This is a genomic window from Pseudomonas sp. FA-1, from assembly GCF_056856075.1.
Window position 1 is genome coordinate 215,252 of the sequence record NZ_JBWXTH010000005.1, and the last position, 21,200, is coordinate 236,451.

Here is a 21,200-nt window from a genome sequence, read left to right on the forward strand (position 1 = left end):
TTCTATGTTCTGTTTGGGGGTGGGCCGGCCCCGGGGCGAATGTATCGCGCAGTCGGGGCCGGGCATCGCACCGTCTTTTAAAGCTGCAGCAGGCGGAACAGCGCGATCAGGTTGATCTGCGCCAGGGCTTCCTTGAATTCGGCATCGACATCGTTGTGGATGCGTTTTTCGAAGGAGGCGAGGATCTGGTGCCGGTTGCTGCCCTTGACCGCCATGATGAACGGGAATTGGAACTTGGCCTTGTAGGCGTCGTTGAGTTCGGTGAAGCGCGCGAACTCTTCGGCGGTGCACTGGTGGATACCGGCGCCGGCCTGTTCGTTGGTGCTCGACTCGGTCAGCTCGCCCTGGATGGCGGCCTTGCCTGCCAGGTCCGGGTGAGCGTTGATCAGGGCCAGCTGGTCTTCATGGCTGGCGCTGAGCAGGATGTCGCTCATGCGCTGGTGCAGCGCTTCGATCTCGTCCAGTTCAGCCAGCTGACCCAGGTCATAGGCTTTCTCGGCAACCCACGGCGAGTGCTCGTAGATGTCGGCGAAGGCTTCGACGAAGGCGTCGCGGGCCAGGGTCGATGGCTTGAGGGTCTTGAAAGCGGTCATCAGGCGTTCTCGTTCTTGTACGGGTGGGTGGCGTGCCAGTGGCGGGCAATGTCGACGCGACGAGCGAACCAGACCTGGTCGTGGCTCTTGGCGTATTCGATGAAGCGCTTGAGTGCGGCCAGGCGGGCCGGGCGGCCGACCAGGCGGCAGTGCAGGCCGATCGACAGCATCTTCGGTGCTTCGGCGCCTTCTGCGTAGAGCACGTCGAAGGCGTCCTTGAGGTACTGGAAGAACTGCTCGCCGCAGTTGAAGCCCTGGACCTGGGTGAAGCGCATGTCGTTGGTGTCCAGGGTGTACGGGATCACCAGGTGCGGTTTGCCGGTCGGGTTGTTCGGCTCCCAGTAGGGCAGGTCGTCATCGTAGGTGTCGCTGTCGTAGAGGAAGCCACCTTCCTCCATCACCAGGCGGCGGGTGTTCGGGCCGGTGCGGCCGGTGTACCAGCCCAGCGGGCGTTCGCCGGTGAGTTCGGTGAGGATGCGGATGGCCTCGAGCATGTGCTCGCGTTCCTGGGCCTCGTCCATGTACTGGTAGTCGATCCAGCGGTAGCCGTGGCTGCAGATCTCATGACCGGCTTCGACCATGGCGCGGATCACGTCAGGGTGGCGTTGGGCGGCCATGGCGACGGCGAAGATGGTCAACGGCACGCCGGTGTCCTTGAACAGCTTGAGCAAGCGCCATACGCCGGCACGGCTGCCGTATTCATAGAGCGATTCCATGCTCATGTTGCGCACGCCTTGCAGGGGCTGGGCGGCAACCATCTCGGACAGGAAGGCTTCGGACTCCTTGTCACCGTGCAGGACGTTGCGTTCGCCACCTTCTTCATAGTTGAGCACGAAGGACAGAGCGATGCGTGCATTCCCCGGCCATTGCGGGTGAGGTGGGTTGTTGCCGTAACCGATCAGGTCGCGAGGGTAGTCAGCGCTCACTGCAGTCTTCCTTCTTGTTCGTTGGTGCGTGGGGTGGGCGGCCCGCGTCGGGTTGTCGCACCACCGGATGGGGTGATTGTATACAACTTCTGAAATCTTTTGTAAGCCTGTTTTTCCGCATTTCTTCCCATTTGTCGGTTGAGAATGTATTGCAAGAAACCTGCCTGGTCGGTCAGCTAATGACGACGCCGTCGGCACGGGGCCTGTCTTTCCAGCCGTTGGTGTATTTACAAGCAGGGCAGGGGGGTAGTGCAAGAGGTGTTCAAAAAATTGTGTACAATTTCTCGGGAAAATGTCTTAATGGCTCCATTCCCGCACACCGCAGGCCCCTGGCGCGGTGATTGCCGTGTATTTTTTGCCCACGCATATGACAAGAGGCGACAAGCAAATGGGACGTTTGACTACACACGTACTGGATGCCGCTCACGGCTGCCCGGGCAACTCGATCAAGGTCGAGCTGTACCGTGTCGAAGGCCAACAGCTGGAGCTGGTGAACACCGCCCTGACCAACAGCGACGGCCGCGTCGACGCGCCGTTGCTGCAGGGTGACGATTACCGTACCGGGGTGTACCAGCTGCAATTCAGCGCCGGCGACTACTACCGTGCTCGCGGTGTGAAACTGCCTGAAACCGCATTTCTGGATGTTGTCGTGCTGCGCTTTGGTATCGATCAGAACCAGGAGCACTACCATGTGCCGCTGCTGATCTCGCCGTACAGTTACTCGACCTATCGTGGAAGCTAGTTGGTCGCTAGAAGAATCTTCGTAGGTCCTTGGCCCGCTCTCACACTGGCGGGCTTTTTTTTGTCTTGGATATTCAGTGGGGCGGTGGGCTCTTGGAGCTATCGCGGGACAAGCCCGCTCCTACAGGAAAAAGCGGCCCGAGCGTTGTGCGGTCTCTGTGGGAGCGGGCTTGCCCCGCGATTGGGCCAGAACAGCCCACCAATCAATATGATTTTTCGCCGCCACCGCCGCTTTCGCTCTTGCTTTTCCTACGCTACAGCCCAGGCGCCGTCAATCGCGACGTCAGGAGGCCGAGCGTAGGCATTGCGGAGGTGGGTGCCAGGCATGGATGCCTGGCAAGCGGCGCAGGGCCATGGATGGCCCTTCGCCGCGCCCCGCTGGGAGCAATGCCGAAGCGAGGGAACCCCGGCGCGCAGCGCCGGGGCCGGATGCAGGAGCCAGCGGTTTTGCCTACTTTTGCCCAAGAGCAAAAGTAGGTCGCCGTAAAGGCGAAAAGCGCCAGTGGCGCCACCGCCGCAAATGAATATTTACACTTTCTATAAGCCCAAGCCCAAGCCTCAAAGAAATACAAACTTGGCAATAAAGATCACGCACAGCACCCACAAGCTAGCGGAAATCTCCTTGAACTTCCCGGTCCCCGCCTTGAGCGCCACATAGCTGATAAAGCCCAGGGCAATCCCATCCGCCACCGAGAACGTCAATGGCATCATGATCACAGTCACGATCGCCGGAATCGCATCGGTCGCCTCGTCCCAGTGAATATGCGCCATGCTCCCCATCATCAGCATCGCTACATAGATCAGCGCCCCCGCCGTGGCATACGCTGGGATCATCCCCGCCAGCGGTGCAAAGAACATGGCCGCGACGAACAGCAGGCCAACCACGACAGCGGTCAGGCCCGTCCGGCCACCGGCGGCAACCCCTGCGGCACTTTCCACGTAGCTCGTCACCGGCGGAACCCCCACCGCAGCACCGAACACACTCGAGGCACTGTCCGCCTTCAATGCGCGCGACAGGTTTTCGATGCGCCCGTCGTCAGCCACCAGGCCAGCCCGCTGGGCCACGCCCATCAAGGTGCCGGCGGTGTCGAACATATGCACGAAGAGGAACGCCAGCACCACGCTGATCATGCTGACGTTGAACACCCCGGCAACGTCCATGGCCATCCAGGTCGGCGCCAGGCTCGGAGGCAGCGAGAACACCCCGCCGTATTGCACCAGCCCCAGGCCCCAACCCGCCAGGGTCACGGCGATGATGCTGATCAGGATGGCGCCGAATACCCGGTGGTAGCTGAGCACGGCGATCATCAGGAAGCACACCGCCGCCAGCAGCGGGCCTGGCTCATGCAGCGAACCGAGCTTGATCAGCGTGGCCGGGCTGTCGACGACGATACCCGCGGTCTTGAGGCCGATCAGGCCGAGGAACAGCCCGACGCCAGCACCCATGGCATGGCGCAGGCTCACGGGAATGCTGTTGAGCAGCCATTCGCGTACCCGCGAAAGCGTCAGCAGCATGAACAGTACGCCGGAGACGAATACCGCGCCCAGCGCCGCCTCCCAGGTGTAGCCCATGGTACCGACCACGGTATAGGTGAAGAACGCATTGAGCCCCATGCCCGGGGCCAGGCCAACCGGCCAGTTGGCGTACAGGCCCATCAGCAGGCAGCCAAGGGCTGCGGCGATGCAGGTGGCGACGAACGCTGCACCGTGGTCGATACCGGCGTCGGCCATGATGTTGGGATTGACGAAGATGATGTAGGCCATGGTGATGAAGGTGGTCACCCCGGCGATCAGCTCGGTCCTGACGGTGCTGCCATGTCGCTTGAGTTTGAAAATCCGTTCCAGCCAGCTCGTTTCGAGCGGTGGAGCGAGATCCAGCGTAGGGGCTTCGGATTTGCGGCTTTCCACAGCGAGTACTCCTCAAGTCTTTCTTGTTGTTTCGGAGCCTGGTCCTGCGCCATGCACTTGGGCGGCTCCGCGAGGGGATTTGGCAGACGTCCGACCGTTTGTTGACTTTCGGGTCAAGAAGTTGCTCGCAGGATTATGCGTTTGTGTACAAATAATGCAAATAATGTTTTATCTTTTGTGGGCGAAATACGACGCATAGTGGCTATATGGCGAAGGCCACCTGCAGAAACCGGTATGCCTGTGTACAATAGGCCGATACCTTGATCCCTTTTTTCTTTCCAGGACTTGCCAGCCACCCTCTGACGGGTATTACAGTCAAGGTCCCGACTGGCGGATCCTCGTGCTCGAGAGCCCATGAACGAACAGCTGCAACCTCTGAAGAAACCTGCGCGCAATGGCAAGGCCGGCCGCAGCGGTACCCAGGACGATATCGTCTATGCGCATATTTTCGAGGCGATCCTCGAGCAGCGACTGGCTCCGGGCACCAAGTTGAGCGAGGAAGCGCTGGGCGAAATCTTCGGCGTCAGCCGCACCATTATCCGCCGCGCCCTGTCGCGCCTGGCCCATGAAAGCGTCGTGCTGCTGCGGCCCAACCGTGGTGCGGTCGTGGCCAGCCCCACGGTGGAGGAGGCACGCCAGGTGTTCTTTTCCCGTCGCATGGTCGAGCGCGCCATCACCGAGCTTGCGGTGCAGCATGCCACCATCGAGCAACTGAACGAGCTGCGCCAGATGGTCCGAGAGGAGCGCGACAGCTTCTCCCGCGGTGATCGAGGCGCCGGGATCCGGCTTTCGGGCGAGTTCCACCTCAAGCTGGCGGAAGCCGCGGGCAATGCACCCTTGATCAGCTTCCAGCGCAGCCTGGTGTCCCAGACCTCACTGATCATCGCCCAGTACGAGAGCGGCAACCGCTCGCACTGCTCCTATGACGAGCACATGCAACTGATCGATGCCATCGAGGCCCGCGACGGCGAACTGGCGGTGCGCCTGATGATGCACCACATGGACCACATCGACACCAAGCTCAACCTGGATGAGGAAGGCGCCTCGGACGACCTGCACGCGGTATTCTCGCATTTGCTGAAAAAGCCCAAGGCCTCGGTCAAGGGTTGATCGTTTGCCGGTTTTTTCGTCGATCGGCCACTCAGGTGTCTAGACACTCCAGCTACTGGCTGGCTTGGGCGCGTGGGGCCTGGCCACTACCCTGTGGAGTATTTTCGAGCGTCGCCCCGCCTGATCTGGAAGAGCGCCGTATACTTGCTATAGGTTGAGCGGTGCCAAAGATCTACCGCAATTTCATGGTCACCCTAAGGGACGATTCGTGGCTCTAACACAGGAGCCACCACATGAAATCATTGGACGACCTGCTTGATGTGTTGCCGATTGCTCACGGGCAAGCACACCACGACGAAGCATCCGCTTATGCCCGATCCTGCGTGAATGCAGGGCTTGTGAATGCCCAGGCGCCCATCCTCTGGCTCAACCAACTGCACAAAGCGTTGCGCGCCCAATCGGCCAGCGATAAGGATTGGGCGAATGCCCTTCCTGATGATTTCACCAACTACGCCACGCTGATCGCGAATGACCCGGCGACATGGCGCAAGGTCGTTGATTATGCGATGAAGCAGCAGGCGCGTGATCATGTCGATCTGCTCGCGTTGGGTAGCCTGCCTGCCACTTATCCATGGCAGCTATGTAAAAACCATCGTTTTCGTTATCTGCGTGATCTGCTCGAACGCTTTGGCGAAACACCACCCTCGAAAAGCGCAATGGCCGCTTGGAATGCGGCCTTGACCCAACGACACGACTCCTGGCGGCAGTTGCAGGACGGATTGAGGGAAGCTCCGGAAAACTGGACACACCGCATCGAGACGTTTTCCTGTCACATTCAACAAGCCATGAAAAGCGAGGCGAGCCTGCTGGCCGAAGAACGCCGCCTGCCTGCTCAGGTTCATGCTTGGTTGTTTCTGCAGAGTCAAGAGGAGACGGTGCAGTGGTTGTCGGTATGCGCTGATGGGCAGGTGTTGCCTGGCATCTGGATCATGGCTCGGGCCACTGACCGGCAGGCGGGCTTGCATGACGCGCCGATCGTGCTCTGGGTACATGGCGAAAGCGGTGGGATGATTTATCTCGAGAGTCTTGAGGTGCTGCGTGAACGGCTCGGCGCCACATTGGCTATAGGTGGCTTCGCTGTTTCCACGCTCATTTCGCATGCAAGCGCCCAACTGACGTTCATACCCAATAGTGAAGGTTTGCCTGGTTTGGTACGCGACCTGTTCACATTTTGGATGGCGAGGCTGGATTTGAACTCCGACGAGCTGGTCCGAGGGGAGCTTCTTTCGAAGAAACAAAGCGCCCAGTATCGGTTGGACCTGGCCCGGGCGGCCTTGGCAATTCCTGTGGACAGCTGCCGCCAGGCGGCCATGACTGCAGCGGAGCGCCAATGGCAAGGGCAAGCCATAATGGAGATACTGCCCAAATGGATGTTGGTGCGTAGTGATGCCGAGCGCAGGGCCTATGCCGAACACTTGGTGGACTATCACCTTCAGGCGGATAGCCTGGAGCGATGGTTGAAAGCTCAACTTCCGACATTTCCCGTGTTTGCTGCAGCTCTTTTGATCGCGAGGTTGAAGACCGACAAGGGCATCACCTTGACTGCGGACACCGTGTTGCTGGAGAGGCCTGTCAGCGTCACCTATCAGTGGTTTGGCCAGGGCAGCGTCCTGGAACCTGCACCAGGATACGGGGCCGTAGGACACCGGCCAGGGGAGGCCATGAAGTGGGTGCCGAGCGAGAAGTGGGAGTCGGTCACCCTCGAAAAGCTGGCATGCGAAGGGTTCGACTCCAGCGAGCCCTCGGAGGTAGAGCGTCTGGCCATGGCCAACCTGCAAGTCGATGGGATTACGTCTAGCTACCTGTCGGATGTACTGGTTGAGCTCGATCCACTCCAGCGATACGAAACGAAGGTCCGAGCAATATTCGACCTGGCCAATGAGCAGCATGCCGAGCTGCTGGTCGAGCCCTATAGCCAAGAGTTGAAATTGCTGGGTCAGGCATGGCGATGGCGTGGCAATCTGTCCGAAAAAGGGGCGGAGATGCTTAATGCCGCAGCCCAGTCGTCTAGCGCAAAGGCCTTGAGCGAGGCCGGGCTCCGGGTGCATTGGCTGGTCATTACCAGTACGGAGGAACTCGGACGCAACATCGAGGGAGCAGGTGCGCTGGTCGATACGGCGGGAGGGCGTACCATCTTGTACCTGCCTGGCGCCCCTCACGCTCATCGACTGATCGAGCGCGAGCAACTGGACGATGCACTTGAGCATCTACGTTGGTTGATCGAAGTAGAGCCTGCGGTGGCGGAGTACGTGGCGCATCGCTCCAGCGACGAACCGGAAAAACTGCTGAGCTATTTTCGTCAGGCGGCCCTTCGTCGTTATAGAGGCTACCTGAGTGCACCTTTATCATTGACTAAAACGCTGATCCACCTGCAAGTGGCCGAGCGCAGCAATCATCTGATCAATCAAGCGAGGCGCCAGGGGCGCAGCCAGTATGGCATCCGGCAAAAAAGCGACATCCAAGCGCATCACCGCCACTTGGGCTACCTGCGTGCGGCGTTGGCCATCGTACCCGGTGTGAACCTGCCCATCGTACTGCAGGATGTCTACTACGGCGCCTTGGCCATCGGTGACGGCTGGCGTGCGAGAAAGGTCGATACTATCGGCATGGGCATTCTCAGCGTGCTCGGTGGGCTGCTCGATATCATGCTGACCGTCATTCCGGCCGGTTCAAGCGTGGCGAGCCTGCGTAGGGCGTTGCGTGTACAGGCCAGGCGACGCATTGCCATGGATCCTTTCAAAGGGTACGAGGCAAAAATCAAGTTCGATCGCGTGGTGCCATTGAGGGGGCGTGACAGCGGGACCTGGCTCCTCGATGGCAAGAAGTACATCTGGCAGGATGGTCATGCCTATGCAGTGTATCGTCGCAAGGGAGAGCACACGCTGCGCCTGGAAACCACGGCCACGCGCCATTACGATATGCCAGTGAGGGTCGATGGCGAGCGCTGGGTTGTGCATGCGGATGTCGGTCTGCGCGGCGGTGGCGGCCAAATCACCGATGCCGAGCAGGTCTTCGCCAGTTGGGGGCCAGTGAGCCGGCACCCACGTTTCGCCGGCACGACCCGGCCCACGGCTATCAGGCGAGGCCGACGTATCCTGCGGGATTATGAGTTTCCGACCGATGCCCGCGCGGTCGAGTTCGCCTATGCCTACCTGCAAGACACAACAGCACCCGCTTGGTCCCGTGCTTACTTGCGTGGCCAGGGTACGTCAGGAACACAGGCTCCCATCCCCCAACGTTGGCAGGCCGTACGCTGGCAAATCGGGGATGGTGATACCGTGGCGGTTCACGCCTACGGCGGGGAAGTCTCTGTGACATTCGGCACCGAGACGGTCCCGCGTTCTGGCGTGCGGATCTCAGGCGAGTATTACCCGCTCTTGCCAGGCTTTGTCGAAGGGCATGTTCGATACGTGGTTCCCGCGGGACGAATGCCGACGCGGTTGAGTGAGCTGGATGAGCTGATCGAGCAGGGCATGGGGCCTGTTCGCGTCACGCTTGGCAGCACTGCAATAGAGCCGGCGCAGGTGATGGGCGGTTATGGCGAGACGTTTTTCCGTCGGCTGCAAAGTCAGTTCCCCGGCATGGCTGATGAAAGCCTCTGGTCATTGGGCGAAGCGATCTACCGTAATGCAGATACTGCTCCAGGCCTGACACAGGTGCGGCTGCATGCGCTTGAGCAATGGCTCGACACAGCGACCTCCGACCCGCTGCTTCATCTGGTCGTACAGGAGGTCGCCGCGCTGAACCCGGTGGTGGCAATCCAGGATGCTCGTGCGTCCTTCGTGCAGTTGCGCTGGACACTGAACAGCACCGAACAAGTCGCCGTACGCGCTGCAGTTGAAGGCAACGTCAGTCATTCGTTGGCCGAAATACTCACCAATGTCATTAGCGATCGCGGTTACCGGGTGCTGTTCCGTCACGGCATTCACCGTCGCTGTGTGGTGCTATTTGTCAAGCCCGGACGACGTGAAATCTATGTACTGGTCCAGCATGAAGTGATGGGTGCGGTTTCGCTTCAGACCATGGACAACCTGGTGCTGTTGGGAGATGGATGGCTCGACGTGCTGCTCTCGCGGCTTGTTGATCCCGCCTTGGCAACAGCCCTGCGCTCGGCGCGCCGGCAAGGTTTGCTGCGGCCATTGCTCGGTGGCCTGCATATCGAGGGGGCGCAACGCGCCGAGTTGGTCTGGCAATCTGTCAGGATATCCCCGGGCGCTGCCCTTCAACCATTGCAGGTAAGTACTTGGCGGGAAGCAGTTCGTCCTTTGCAAGGTTCGGACCGAGAGCTGCTTCGCAGTTCCGGTTTATATGGGATGGGAAGCGATGGGCTGGTTCACGGTGTGGGTATCCAGGGCGGTTGGTTGCCGGTGTATCCCACGCAGACCTCTAGCCGGATACTGCTCTCGCGCTCGCAGGCGTTGCCGTCACCATTGACCTTCGATGATCTGGAACGCTGTGTTCGTGAACGCTTCGGTGAGCAGCCCTGGTTATTGGTCCGAGGTCCGGAAGGTTGGTCTGTACGGCGTACCTTGTTTTCCATGCAACTGGACAGCTTGATAATCAGGGCGCGACCCGGCTTTACCCGGCAAAGCGCGCAAAATGCAGCTAGAGCGATACTGGACAGAGCCCAGGGTAGCGAGTATGCAAGGTTGCTGCATCTGGAGCATGTGCTGAATCTGTGGTTGCGCGATAGTCGAAGCCTGGGCGAATTGGCCGACCCTTTCCTGTTGCTTGCCCGGCAACAACCGATTGGCCTGGATAGCGCCAGCTCTTGGCGCCTGGCATTGCCGGTCGAAGCGATAGGTAGCAGTCCGACGGTCTATTACCTGCGAGCGATGGATGACTACACCGCCAACCTATTGGCCGCCGTGCGCGGTACGCGCCTGCGTTCTCATGCCGTCAATGCGATCGACGACTTGCTGGGACGTTATGGGTTGGTGCAACAGTACCGGGTAGGAGGAATCATTCAATACCATCAGCCATCGACGGGAAGGGTCTACCTGATCGCATCGCAGGTCAGCGACCAGGCCTGGATCGATATGGCTTTCGAGCAGGGGCGGGCCGTGTTGTCCAGCAGCTGGATCGAGTCTTGGCTTGCCAATTTGCCCGCAAGCCCGGCACAGTCCCTGCGCCAGGCATTGGCAGGCGGTCAGTTGGTAAGGCTTACCGCGACCCTGCGTCTGGAGGCTGGCCCCCATGTCGGTCAGGTCGCAGTGCAGCGGCTAGTCGATTTCTGAGCCTCAGCGCTGGTGTACCAAACGCCCCGCCGCATAGGTTTCACGCACGGTGCGGTCGTCGCCCAGGGTGGTGAGCACGAACAAGGTCTCCTCGATGCTGTTGGACTGCTGGATGCGGTAGTCCAGCAGCGGGGTGGCCTTGTAGTCCAGCACCACGAAGTCGGCGTCGTTGCCTGGGCGCAGGCTGCCGATACGGTCGTCCAGGCGCAGGGCACGGGCGCCGCCCAGGGTGGCCAGGTACAGGGACTTGTATGGGTGCAGGCGCGCGCCTTGCAGCTGCATGACTTTGTAGGCTTCGTTCAGGGTATTGAGCAGTGAGAAGCTGGTGCCGGCACCGACGTCGGTTCCCAGACCGACATTGACCTTGAACCGCTCCGCCTGGGGCAGGTTGAACAGGCCGCTGCCCAGGAACAGGTTGGAGGTCGGGCAGAAGGCGACCGCCGAACCGGTGTCGGCCAGGCGCTGGCACTCTTCATCGCACAGGTGCACGCCATGGGCGAACACCGAGCGCTCGCCCAGCAGCTCGTAGTGATCGTACACGTCCAGGTAGCCGCTGCGCTCCGGGAACAGTGCCTTGACCCACTCGATTTCCTTGAGGTTCTCCGACAGGTGGGTGTGCATGTACAGCCCGGGGTATTCCTTGAGCAACTGGCCGGCGAGGCTCAGCTGTTCCGGTGTGCTGGTCGGGGCGAAACGTGGCGTCACGGCATAGTGCAGGCGGCCCTTGCCGTGCCAGCGTTCGATCAAGGCCTTGCTTTCGGTATAGCTGGACTCGGCCGTGTCGGTCAGGTAATCGGGGGCATTGCGGTCCATCATCACCTTGCCGGCGATCAGGCGCAGGTCCAGGCGCTGGGCCTCCTCGAACAAGGCGTCGACCGACTCGGGGTGGACGCTGCCGAACACCAGCGCCGTGGTGGTGCCGTTGCGCAGCAGTTCTTTCAGGAAGATGCCTGCCACCTTGTCGGCGTGGGCCTTGTCGGCGAATTGCTTCTCGCAAGGGAAGGTATAGGTGTTCAACCAGTCCAGCAGCTGTTCGCCATAGGAACCGATCATGCCGGTCTGCGGGAAGTGGATGTGGGTGTCGATGAAGCCTGGGGTGATCAGGGCATCCTGGTGGTGCACCACCTCCACGCCGGAACCCAGGGTAGGCAGCAACTCGCTGGCATGGCCCAGTGCGCTGATGCGCCCATCTTCGACCACCAGCAGGCCGTCTTCGTAATATTCGTGGGAAGCGTCGAGGCCCACCTCGGCCGGGTCGGCGATGCTGTGCAGGATGGCGGCTCGGTAGGCTTTGCGGGTTGCGCTCATAACGGTCTCGTCAATTGGCTTGGCTGCGCCGGGAGGGCGGCAGCAATTGGGCGATCGGGCCTGAATTGGCGGCAGCGTCGTGCTGGCCGAAGCAGGCGTTGTAGGTGGCGATGATTTCCCCGGCGATGGACACGGCGATCTCGATCGGCAGCTTGCCCTTGACCTCGGCCAGGCCCATCGGGCAGCGCATCCGCGCCACCACGGCGTCGTCGTAGCCGCGCTCGCGCAGGCGGTGTTCGAACTTGACTCGCTTGGTCTTCGAGCCGATCAGGCCGAACCAGGTGAAATCATTGCGTTTGAGGATGGCTGCGGTCAGCTCCAGGTCCAGCTGGTGGTTATGGGTCATGACGATGCAATAGCTGCCCGCCGGCAGCTCGGCCACCTCGTCGACCGGCTCCTCGCTGACGACCTTGGTCACGCCGTCGGGAATGGCCTCGGGGAACTCCTGTTCGCGCGAGTCGATCCAGCGTACCCGGCAGGGCAGCGCGGCGAGCAAGGGTACCAGAGCACGGCCGACATGGCCCGCGCCGAACACGGCGATCTGTGCCTGCACGGCGGCCATCGGTTCGAACAGCAGCACGGTGACGCCGCCGCAGCACTGGCCCAGGCTCGCGCCCAGGCTGAAGCGCTCCAGGTGCGGGGTGGTGCGTTGCTCCTGGAGCATCTGCCGGGCGATGTGCAGGGCCTTGTACTCCAGGTGGCCACCGCCGATGGTGTCGAACAGACCGGTGGCGCTGACGACCATCTTGGAGCCAGCGTTGCGTGGCGTGGAGCCACGCTCCTCGATGATGGTCACCAGGACACAGGCTTCGCCGCGGGCCTGGTGATCGGCGAGGGCGTTGATCCATTGGTGCATGATGCAACCTCTCAAAAAGACGACACGTTTCTCTGTAGGAGCCTTGTGCCGCGAAAGGGGCGCGTAGCGGCCCCAGGATCTGGGCAACAACGAAGATGGGGGCTGCTGCGCAGCCCTTTCGCGGCACAAGGCCGCTCCTACAGGATCAATGTGTCAAAGGTTCCAGTTCCTGCTCGACAACCTGCTGCTTGGCCACCGCCTTGCGCATCTGCTCGCAGCCCCACAGCACTCGCTCAGGCGTCGCCGGTGCGTCGACCTGCGGTTGCACGCGGTAGTCGGCGATGCTTGCCACGGCGTCCTTGATCGCGCACCAGGCGGCGATGCCGAGCATGAACGGCGGCTCACCCACGGCCTTGGAGTGGAATACGGTGTCTTCCGGGTTCTTGCGGTTCTCCACCAGCTTGACTCGCAGGTCCAGCGGCATGTCGGCCACGGCCGGGATCTTGTAGCTGGCCGGGCCGTTGGTCATCAGCTTGCCCTTGGCGTTCCACACCAGTTCCTCGGTGGTCAGCCAGCCCATGCCCTGGATGAAGCCGCCCTCGACCTGGCCGATGTCGATGGCTGGGTTCAGCGAGGCGCCTACATCGTGCAGGATGTCGGCGCGCAGCATCTTGTATTCGCCGGTCAGGGTGTCGACGATCACCTCGACGCAGGCTGCGCCGAAGGCGAAGTAGTAGAATGGCCGGCCCCGGGCCTGGTCGCGGTCGTAGTAGATCTTCGGCGTGCGGTAGAAGCCAGTGCTCGACAACGACACCTGGGCGAAATAGGCCTGTTGCACCAGTTGCTCGAAGCTGACGATCTGGTCGCGCACGCGCACATGGCCGTTGCGGAACTCCACGTCTTCCTCGGTGACCTTGTAGTGACGGGCAGCGAACTCGGTCAGGCGCTTCTTGAGGATCTCGGCGGCGTTCTGGGCCGCCTTGCCGTTCAGGTCGGCGCCGCTGGAGGCCGCGGTAGGCGAGGTGTTGGGGACCTTGTCGGTGTTGGTAGCGGTGATCTGGATGCGCTCGAAATCGACCTGGAACACCTGCGCCACCACCTGGGCAACCTTGGTGTTCAGGCCCTGGCCCATCTCGGTGCCGCCGTGGTTCAGGTGGATGCTGCCATCGGTGTAGATGTGGATCAGCGCACCGGCCTGGTTGAGGAAGGTGGCGGTGAACGAGATGCCGAACTTCACCGGTGTCAGCGCCAGGCCTTTCTTGAGCACGGGGCTGTGCTCGTTGAAGCGGCGGATCGACTCGCGGCGTTCGGCGTAGTCGGCGCTGGCCTCGAGCTCGGCGGTCATTTCCTCGAGCATGTTGTGCTCGACGGTCTGGTAGTAGTGGGTGACGTTGCGCTCGGTCTTGCCGTAGTAGTTGGCCTTGCGCACCGCCAGCGGGTCGAGCGCCAGGTGGCGGGCGATGTGGTCCATCACCTGCTCGATGGCGACCATCCCCTGGGGGCCGCCGAAACCACGGTAGGCGGTATTGGAGGCGGTGTTGGTCTTGCAGCGGTGGCCATGCACCGTGGCATCGCCCAGGTAGTAGGCGTTGTCGGAGTGGAACATGGCGCGGTCGACGATCGAGCCGGAGAGATCCGGCGAGTAGCCGCAGTTGCCGGCCAGGTCCAGGTTGATGCCATGCAGGCGGCCGGTGTCGTCGAAGCCGACGTCGTACTCGACGTAGAACGGGTGGCGCTTGCCGGTCATCATCATGTCTTCGACACGCGGCAGGCGCATCTTGGTCGGCTGGCCGGTCAGGCGCGCGATCACCGCGCACAGGCAGGCCGGGCTGGCCGCCTGGGTCTCCTTGCCGCCGAAGCCGCCGCCCATGCGGCGCATGTCCACGACGATCTTGTTCATCGGCACGTCCAGCACCTCGGCCACCAGTTTCTGTACTTCGGTGGGGTTCTGGGTCGAGCAGAAGACGATCATGCCGCCATCTTCGGTAGGCATCACCGAAGAGATCTGGGTTTCCAGGTAGAAGTGCTCCTGGCCGCCGATGTGCAAGGTGCCTTGCAGGCGGTGCGGGGCGCTGGCCAGGGCCGCGTTGGAATCGCCACGCTGGTGGGTGTGGCTGTCGAGCACGAAGTGCTTCTTGCGCAGGGCTTCGACCACATCCAGTACCGGCTCCAGGTCCTCGTACTCGATAGTCGCTGCCATCGCCGCGCGGCGAGCGGTGTCCAGGTCGCGCGCGGCCACGGCGACCACCGGCTGGCCGAAGTATTCGACCTTGTCGATGGCCAGCAGCGGGTCACCGGCGACCACCGGGCCGATGTCCTTGAGCCCGGGGATGTCTTCGTGGGTGATGGCGATGCGTACACCCTCGAAGGCATAGCACGGGCTGGTGTCGATGCGCAGGATGCGCGCATGGGCGCGGTCGGCGGTGCGCGCATAGACGTGCAGCTGGTTGGGGAATTCCAGGCGGTCGTCGATGTACACCGCTTCGCCGGACACATGCTTGTCCGCACTGTCGTGCTTGATGCTGCGACCGACTCCGGTGGTCAGGTCCTGGCTGAACAGTTCGGCCATCTCGGCCTGGCTCTTGGCTGCGTGATGGTTAGACATATGCGGTCACCCGAGTCTCGATGTGCGGCGATTGCAGTTCGATGAAGTATTTGCGCAGCAGGTTCTGCGCCGTCAGCAGGCGGTACTCGCGGCTGGCGCGGAAGTCGGTGAGCGGGGTGAAGTCCTCGCCCAGGGCCTGGCAGGCCCGTTCGATACTGGCCTGGTTCCATGGTTTGCCGACCAGGGCGGCCTCGCAGGCACGGGCACGCTTGGGGATGGCCGCCATGCCGCCGAAGGCGATACGTGCGTCGCTGACCACGCCATCCTCGATGCGCAAATTGAATGCGGCGCATACCGCCGAGATATCGTCGTCCAGGCGCTTGGACACCTTGTAGGCGCGGAACGCCCAGGCATCGCTGGCACGCGGCACGATGATCTTCTCGATGAACTCGCTGTCCTGGCGGGCGGTGATGCGGTAATCGATGAAGTAGTCCTCCAGCGCCAGGGTGCGCTGGTGTTCGCCCTGGCGCAGCACCACCTGGGCATCGAGGGCGATCAGCAGGGGTGGCGAGTCGCCGATCGGCGAGGCGTTGCCGATGTTGCCGCCCAGGGTGCCCTGGTTGCGGATCTGCAACGAGGCGAAGCGGTGCAGCAGCGCGCCGAAATCCGGATATTCCTCGTTGAGTGCGGTGTAGCAGTCGGTCAGCGGCGTGGCGGCGCCGATCTCCAGGTGGGTCGCGGTCTTCTCGATGCGCTTGAGCTCGGCCACGTGGCCGACATAGATCATCACCGGCAGGGCCTTGTGGAACTGGGTGACCTCCAGGGCCAGGTCGGTGCCGCCGGCCAGCAGGCGCGCCTCGGGGTGCGAGCTGTACAGGTCGGCAAGGTCGGCCACGGTCAGCGGGACCAGGCAGCGTTTGTCGCCACTGTTGAGCTCGCCGGTCTCGGTCGGGATGATCGCCTTCAGTCGCGCGATGGTCTGGGCCTGCTGTTCGTCGAACTGGTCGCGGCAGGGGCGGGCGCAGCTCTGCTCGGCGGCGGCGAGGATCGGGCGGTAGCCGGTGCAGCGGCACAGGTTTCCGGCCAGGGCTTCCTGGGCTTGGTGCAGGTCGTGGCCATCGCTGTTCTTCTGCAGGGCGAACAGGGACATGACGAAACCAGGGGTGCAGAAGCCGCACTGCGAACCATGGCAATCGGCCATGGCCTGTTGCACGCTGTGCAGCTCGCCTCGATGCTTGAGGCCTTCGACGCTGATCAATTGCTTGCCGTGCAAGGCCGAAACGAAGGTCAGGCACGAGTTGAGGCTGCGGTAGCGCAGGGTGTCGCGGCCCTGGTCGTCCTGGGCCAGCTCGCCCACCACCACGGTGCAGGCACCACAGTCGCCACTGGCGCAGCCTTCCTTGGTGCCGGGTTTGCCCAGGTGCTCACGCAGGTATTGCAGCACCGTCATGTTCGGGTCCAGGGCGTGCTCACTACGCAGCTCCTGGTTGACGAGAAACTGGATCACGGGGAAGGCCTCGCAATGGTTTTATTGTTGTTCGGGCGGACTCTAAGCAACGGCTGACCTTTTGGTCAATAATTTTCTGACTCAAAGGTCAAGAATTTGCCTGCGGCCCTGCCCGACGGCAGTGATCGTCCTGTTCCAAGCATAGTGCCTGCCAGCGTCCAGGCGGGCCCCGCAGGTCGAATAAAGCGCGTCGATCCGCTGCGCGGCGGGCAGGCAATTACGCTACAATCGCCACCTTGTGCCCCGTTCAAAGATTCTGAAGGAAAACCATGACGTTCAAGGCGCCGGACAGCCTCTCCGAGCAGATTGCCCATTACCTGGCCGAGCGGATCATTCGCGGCGAACTCAAGCCGGGCGAACGCATCCAGGAGCAGAAGGTCACCCAGGCGCTCAATGTCAGCCGTGGTTCGGTGCGCGAGGCGCTGTTGATCCTCGAACGCCGGCACTTGATCGCCATCCTGCCGCGCCGTGGCGCACACGTCACCGAGCTGGACGAACGTGGCGTGCGCAGCCTGTGCGCCCTGATGGGCGAGTTCTACATCCTGTTGGGCAATGCGGTGGCCAGGCACTGGCGCAGTGAAGCTGATCTCGAGCCGTTCCTGGAGATCCAGCAGCGCTTGCAGCAGGCTCATGCCCGGCAGGACATCGAGGCCTTCGTCGCCGACAGCTTCGCCGTGATGCGCGCAGCCTATCCGTTCGCCGACAACCCCTACCTGCAGGAAACCGTCGAGAACCTGCAGCCGGCCATGAGCCGCGCCTACTACCTGGCCCTGGACCAGCGCCAGGCCAACATGGTCGACTACCTGGAGCTGTTCGCCCGGCTGCTCGAAGCCGTGGTCGCCCGTGACCAGGTGCGCATCCGCGAAGTGCTGGTCGCCTATAGCCAGCGCAGTTGCGAGCTGGTGCTGGCGGCGCTGGCACGGATCTGATCGATGCGCCTGAAGTGCATTCGCCTGGCCGGGTTCAAGTCGTTCGTCGACCCGACCACGGTCAACTTCCCCAGCAACATGGCTGCCGTGGTGGGGCCCAACGGCTGCGGCAAATCCAACATCATCGACGCGGTGCGCTGGGTGATGGGCGAGAGTTCGGCCAAGAACCTGCGTGGCGAGTCGATGACCGACGTCATCTTCAACGGCTCATCCGGTCGCAAGCCCGTCAGCCAGGCCAGCATCGAGCTGGTATTCGACAACAGCGAAACCACGCTGATTGGCGAATATGCCGCCTACGCCGAAATTTCCATCCGCCGCAAGGTCACCCGCGACGGGCAGAACACCTACTACCTCAACGGCACCAAGTGCCGGCGTCGTGACATTACCGACATCTTCCTCGGTACAGGCCTGGGGCCGCGCAGCTATTCGATCATCGAACAGGGCATGATTTCCAAGCTGATCGAAGCCAAGCCTGAGGAGCTGCGCAATTTCATCGAGGAAGCCGCGGGTATCTCCAAGTACAAGGAGCGCCGCCGCGAGACCGAGAACCGTATCCGCCGCACCCAGGAAAACCTCGCCCGCTTGACCGACCTGCGCGAAGAGCTGGAGCGCCAGCTCGAGCGCCTGCACCGCCAGGCCCAGGCCGCCGAGAAGTACCGCGAATACAAAGCCCAGGAGCGCCAGCTCAAGGCGCGCCTGTCGGCGCTGCGTTGGCGAGACCTGGACGAGCGTGTGCGCCAGCGCGAGGCCGTCATCGGCGACCAAGAGGTAGCCTTCGAGGCCCTGGTGGCCGAGCAGCGCAATGCCGATGCAAGCATCGAGCGCCTGCGTGATGGCCATCATGAGCTGTCCGAGCGTTTCAATCAGGTTCAGGGCCGGTTCTATTCGGTCGCAGGCGACATCGCCCGGGTCGAGCAGAGCATCCAGCATGGCCAGCAACGCCTGCGCCAATTGCAGGATGACCTCAAGGAGGCCGAGCGTACCCGCCTGGAGACCGAGTCTCACCTGGGGCACGACCGCACTCTGCTGGCGACCTTGGGTGAAGAGCTGGCGATGCTCGAACCCGAGCAGGAGCTGACCCTGGCCGCGGCCGAGGAAGCCACCGCCCACCTCGAGGAGGCCGAGGCGGGCATGCAGGGCTGGCAGGAGCAGTGGGACACTTTCAACAGCCGGTCGGCTGAGCCGCGACGCCAGGCCGAAGTGCAGCAGTCGCGCCTTCAGCAGCTCGAAGCCAGCCTCGAACGCCTGTCAGAGCGTCAGCGCAAGCTGGGTGAAGAACGCGATCAGCTGGGCGCCGACCCTGAAGGGGAGGTGCTGCTCGAGTTGACAGAACAGCTTGCCGGTAGCGAGTTGTTGCTTGAAGAACTCCAGCTGGGCGAGCAACAGGTGGTCGAGCAGCTGGAAGATGTACGCGAGCAATTGCAGTCGGCCACCGAGACCCACCAGCAATCCCAGGGCGAGTTGCAGCGCCTGGGCGGACGCCTGGCTTCCCTGGAAGCCTTGCAGCAAGCCGCCCTGGAGCCCGGCGCCGATGCCGCCGACTGGCTGCGCGGCCAGGGCCTGGCGCAACGGCCGCGCCTGGCCGAAGGGTTGCGGGTCGAGCCGGGGTGGGAGCTGGCCGTGGAAACCGTGCTCGGCGCCGACCTGCAGGCGGTGCTGGTCGATGATTTCGGCAACCTGGACTTCGCTGCCCTCGAGCAGGGCGAACTGCGCCTGACCCTGGAGCAGCCCCAAGGTACCCGGCTACCGGGCAGCCTCTTGGATAAAGTCGAAGGCCACACCGACCTTGCGCCCTGGCTCGGCCAGGTGCGCCCGGTGGAGAGCCTCGAGCAGGCCCTGGCGCTGCGCGAAGGCCTGGGCCAGGGCGATAGCCTGGTCAGCCGCGACGGCTACTGGGTCGGGCGGCATTTTCTGCGGGTCAATCGGGGGGGCGAGTCCCAGGGGGGCGTGCTCGCCCGTGGCCAGGAGATCGAGCGCCTGGGGCTTGAGCAGCGCGAATTGGAAGAGCGCCTGGAGCACCTCGACCGCGAGGTCCAGACCCGTCGTGAACAACAGCGCGAGCTGGAAGCGCAGCGTGAGCAACTGCACCGGCGCACCCAGGAGGCAAGCCGCCAGCAGGGCGAGCTCAAGGCGCGCCTGTCGGCTGGCCGCGCCCGTGCCGAGCAGGTGGCGTTGCGCCAGCAGCGCCTGGGCGAAGAGCTGGCCGAGCTGCAGGCGCAACGCGCCCTCGAGCATGAACAACTGGGCGAGGCGCGCCTGGTGCTGCAAGAGGCCCTGGAGCAGATGGCCCAGGACACCGAACAGCGTGAACAGCTGATGGCCCGTCGCGACACCCTGCGCGAAGGCCTGGACCGCATTCGCCAGGAGGCTCGCCAGCACAAGGATCACGCCCACCAGCTGGCCGTACGCCTGGGCTCGCTGCGTGCCCAGCACGACTCCACCCGCCAGGCCCTGGAGCGCCTGGAACTGCAGGCGGCGCGCCTGAGCGAGCGCCAGGAACAGCTGAACCTGAACCTGGAAGAAGGCGAGGCCCCGCTGGAGGAGTTGCGCCTGAAGCTCGAAGAGCTGCTCGAGCGGCGCATGGGCGTCGATGAAGAGATGCGCCAGGCCCGCCTGCACATGGACGAGGCCGACCGCGAACTGCGCGATGCCGAGCGTCGTCGTACCCAGGCCGAGCAGCAGGCCCAGTTGCTGCGTGGCCAGCTGGAGCAGTCGCGCCTGGAGTCCCAGGGCCTGGACGTGCGCCGCAAGACGCTGCAAGAGCAATTGCTGGCCGATGGCTATGATTTGCAGGGCGTACTCGCCACCCTCGAGCCCGAAGCCGGCGAGCAGGGCACCGAGCAGGAGCTGGAGCAACTGGACGGGCGGATCCAGCGCCTGGGGGCGATCAACCTGGCGGCGATCGAGGAGTACCAGCAGCAGTCCGAACGCAAGCGCTACCTGGACGCCCAGGACGCTGATCTGGTGGAAGCCCTGGAGACCCTTGAAAACGTCATTCGCAAGATCGACAAGGAGACCCGCAACCGCTTCAAGGATACCTTTGATCAGATAAATGCCGGTTTACAGGCACTTTTTCCAAAAGTTTTCGGTGGCGGCAGTGCCTACTTGGAACTGACGGGCGAAGATCTACTCGATACAGGGGTGACGATCATGGCGCGCCCGCCGGGCAAGAAAAACAGCACCATCCATCTGCTGTCCGGCGGCGAGAAGGCGTTGACCGCCCTGGCATTGGTGTTCGCCATCTTCAAGCTGAACCCGGCACCGTTCTGCATGCTCGACGAGGTCGATGCCCCGCTGGACGATGCCAACGTCGGGCGTTACGCCAGGTTGGTCAAGGAAATGAGCGAAAGCGTGCAGTTCATCTACATCACCCATAACAAGATCGCCATGGAAATGGCCGAACAATTGATGGGGGTGACGATGCACGAGCCGGGCTGTTCACGTCTTGTTGCAGTTGATGTGGAGGAAGCGCTGGCCATGGTCGACGCCTGATGAGAGAACAGAGGGCACAAACCAGAGGGAAATGCCCCCGACATGTGCGACAGACGGTGTAAAGTTGTCTTTGGTCGTGCTAGCTTAATGTCACTTGTTTTTTGCGTG

The 21,200-nt window shown here is 62.6% G+C and carries 12 protein-coding genes; 5 read left to right on the plus strand and 7 right to left on the minus strand.

Annotated elements, in window-relative coordinates; translation table 11 throughout:
- Window positions 1-77: 77 nt before the first annotated feature.
- Together uraD and puuE are read right to left on the minus strand one after the other, a co-directional pair.
- Window positions 78-593 (minus strand): 2-oxo-4-hydroxy-4-carboxy-5-ureidoimidazoline decarboxylase, encoded by a 516-nt coding sequence (gene uraD, locus AC1MHZ_RS11685; protein ID WP_084854624.1) that lies wholly within the window; start codon window positions 591-593, stop codon window positions 78-80.
- A complete protein-coding gene (gene puuE, locus AC1MHZ_RS11690; RefSeq protein WP_084854625.1) occupies window positions 593-1,519 on the minus strand; it encodes an allantoinase PuuE in 927 nt (308 codons plus the stop codon). Before puuE ends, uraD begins: the two co-directional genes overlap by 1 nt.
- Before the next feature lie 388 nt (window positions 1,520-1,907).
- Here puuE and uraH point away from each other — a divergent pair, with 388 nt between their 5' ends.
- Window positions 1,908-2,261: a hydroxyisourate hydrolase gene (gene uraH / locus AC1MHZ_RS11695; protein WP_084854626.1), complete on the plus strand. Its 354-nt coding sequence runs from the start codon at window positions 1,908-1,910 to the stop codon at window positions 2,259-2,261.
- 557 nt (window positions 2,262-2,818) lie between these two features.
- Here uraH and AC1MHZ_RS11700 read toward each other — a convergent pair.
- Window positions 2,819-4,168 carry an NCS2 family permease gene (locus tag AC1MHZ_RS11700; protein ID WP_084854627.1) on the minus strand — a complete coding sequence of 450 codons (1,350 nt, stop codon included), beginning with the start codon at window positions 4,166-4,168 and terminating at the stop codon, window positions 2,819-2,821.
- A gap of 354 nt (window positions 4,169-4,522) precedes the next feature.
- Here AC1MHZ_RS11700 and AC1MHZ_RS11705 point away from each other — a divergent pair, with 354 nt between their 5' ends.
- The gene (locus AC1MHZ_RS11705; protein WP_324813799.1) at window positions 4,523-5,278 is read left to right on the plus strand and encodes a GntR family transcriptional regulator; all 756 of its coding nucleotides are present in this window, start codon (window positions 4,523-4,525) and stop codon (window positions 5,276-5,278) included.
- Window positions 5,279-5,511: 233 nt separating this feature from the next.
- A complete protein-coding gene (locus AC1MHZ_RS11710; RefSeq protein ID WP_482966377.1) occupies window positions 5,512-10,515 on the plus strand; it encodes a dermonecrotic toxin domain-containing protein in 5,004 nt (1,667 codons plus the stop codon).
- Between the two features lie 3 nt (window positions 10,516-10,518).
- On the opposite strand, the gene guaD is transcribed toward AC1MHZ_RS11710, so the two are convergent.
- The 4 genes from guaD to xdhA all read right to left on the minus strand — a co-directional run bounded on the left by guaD (window position 10,519) and on the right by xdhA (window position 16,671).
- On the minus strand, window positions 10,519-11,823 hold the full coding sequence (guaD, locus tag AC1MHZ_RS11715; RefSeq protein WP_482966378.1) for a guanine deaminase: 1,305 nt from the start codon (window positions 11,821-11,823) through the stop codon (window positions 10,519-10,521).
- Between the two features lie 10 nt (window positions 11,824-11,833).
- Window positions 11,834-12,679, minus strand: coding sequence for a xanthine dehydrogenase accessory protein XdhC (gene xdhC, locus AC1MHZ_RS11720; protein ID WP_084854631.1), 846 nt, complete (start codon window positions 12,677-12,679; stop codon window positions 11,834-11,836).
- A gap of 145 nt (window positions 12,680-12,824) precedes the next feature.
- On the minus strand, window positions 12,825-15,224 hold the full coding sequence (gene xdhB, locus AC1MHZ_RS11725) for a xanthine dehydrogenase molybdopterin binding subunit (protein WP_368829660.1): 2,400 nt from the start codon (window positions 15,222-15,224) through the stop codon (window positions 12,825-12,827).
- A complete protein-coding gene (gene xdhA, locus AC1MHZ_RS11730) occupies window positions 15,217-16,671 on the minus strand; it encodes a xanthine dehydrogenase small subunit (RefSeq protein ID WP_482966379.1) in 1,455 nt (484 codons plus the stop codon). Before xdhA ends, xdhB begins: the two co-directional genes overlap by 8 nt.
- A gap of 269 nt (window positions 16,672-16,940) precedes the next feature.
- Between xdhA and AC1MHZ_RS11735 the strand changes: the two genes are divergently transcribed.
- Both AC1MHZ_RS11735 and smc read left to right on the plus strand, forming a co-directional pair.
- Entirely contained in the window at window positions 16,941-17,600 is a 660-nt protein-coding gene (locus tag AC1MHZ_RS11735; RefSeq protein ID WP_084854634.1) for a GntR family transcriptional regulator, read from the plus strand.
- A 3-nt stretch (window positions 17,601-17,603) separates the two neighbouring features.
- Window positions 17,604-21,092: a chromosome segregation protein SMC gene (smc, locus tag AC1MHZ_RS11740; protein ID WP_368829658.1), complete on the plus strand. Its 3,489-nt coding sequence runs from the start codon at window positions 17,604-17,606 to the stop codon at window positions 21,090-21,092.
- Window positions 21,093-21,200: the final 108 nt, after the last annotated feature.

Bases quoted from the DNA above. Each gene is read 5' to 3' on its own strand.
- uraD (WP_084854624.1), bottom strand. From the start codon at position 593: ATGACCGCTTTCAAGACCCTCAAGCCATCGACCCTGGCCCGCGACGCC.
- uraH (WP_084854626.1), top strand. From the start codon at position 1,908: ATGGGACGTTTGACTACACACGTACTGGATGCCGCTCACGGCTGCCCG.
- AC1MHZ_RS11705 (WP_324813799.1), top strand. From the start codon at position 4,523: ATGAACGAACAGCTGCAACCTCTGAAGAAACCTGCGCGCAATGGCAAG.
- AC1MHZ_RS11710 (WP_482966377.1), top strand. From the start codon at position 5,512: ATGAAATCATTGGACGACCTGCTTGATGTGTTGCCGATTGCTCACGGG.
- guaD (WP_482966378.1), bottom strand. From the start codon at position 11,823: ATGAGCGCAACCCGCAAAGCCTACCGAGCCGCCATCCTGCACAGCATC.
- xdhC (WP_084854631.1), bottom strand. From the start codon at position 12,679: ATGCACCAATGGATCAACGCCCTCGCCGATCACCAGGCCCGCGGCGAA.
- xdhB (WP_368829660.1), bottom strand. From the start codon at position 15,224: ATGTCTAACCATCACGCAGCCAAGAGCCAGGCCGAGATGGCCGAACTG.
- AC1MHZ_RS11735 (WP_084854634.1), top strand. From the start codon at position 16,941: ATGACGTTCAAGGCGCCGGACAGCCTCTCCGAGCAGATTGCCCATTAC.
- smc (WP_368829658.1), top strand. From the start codon at position 17,604: ATGCGCCTGAAGTGCATTCGCCTGGCCGGGTTCAAGTCGTTCGTCGAC.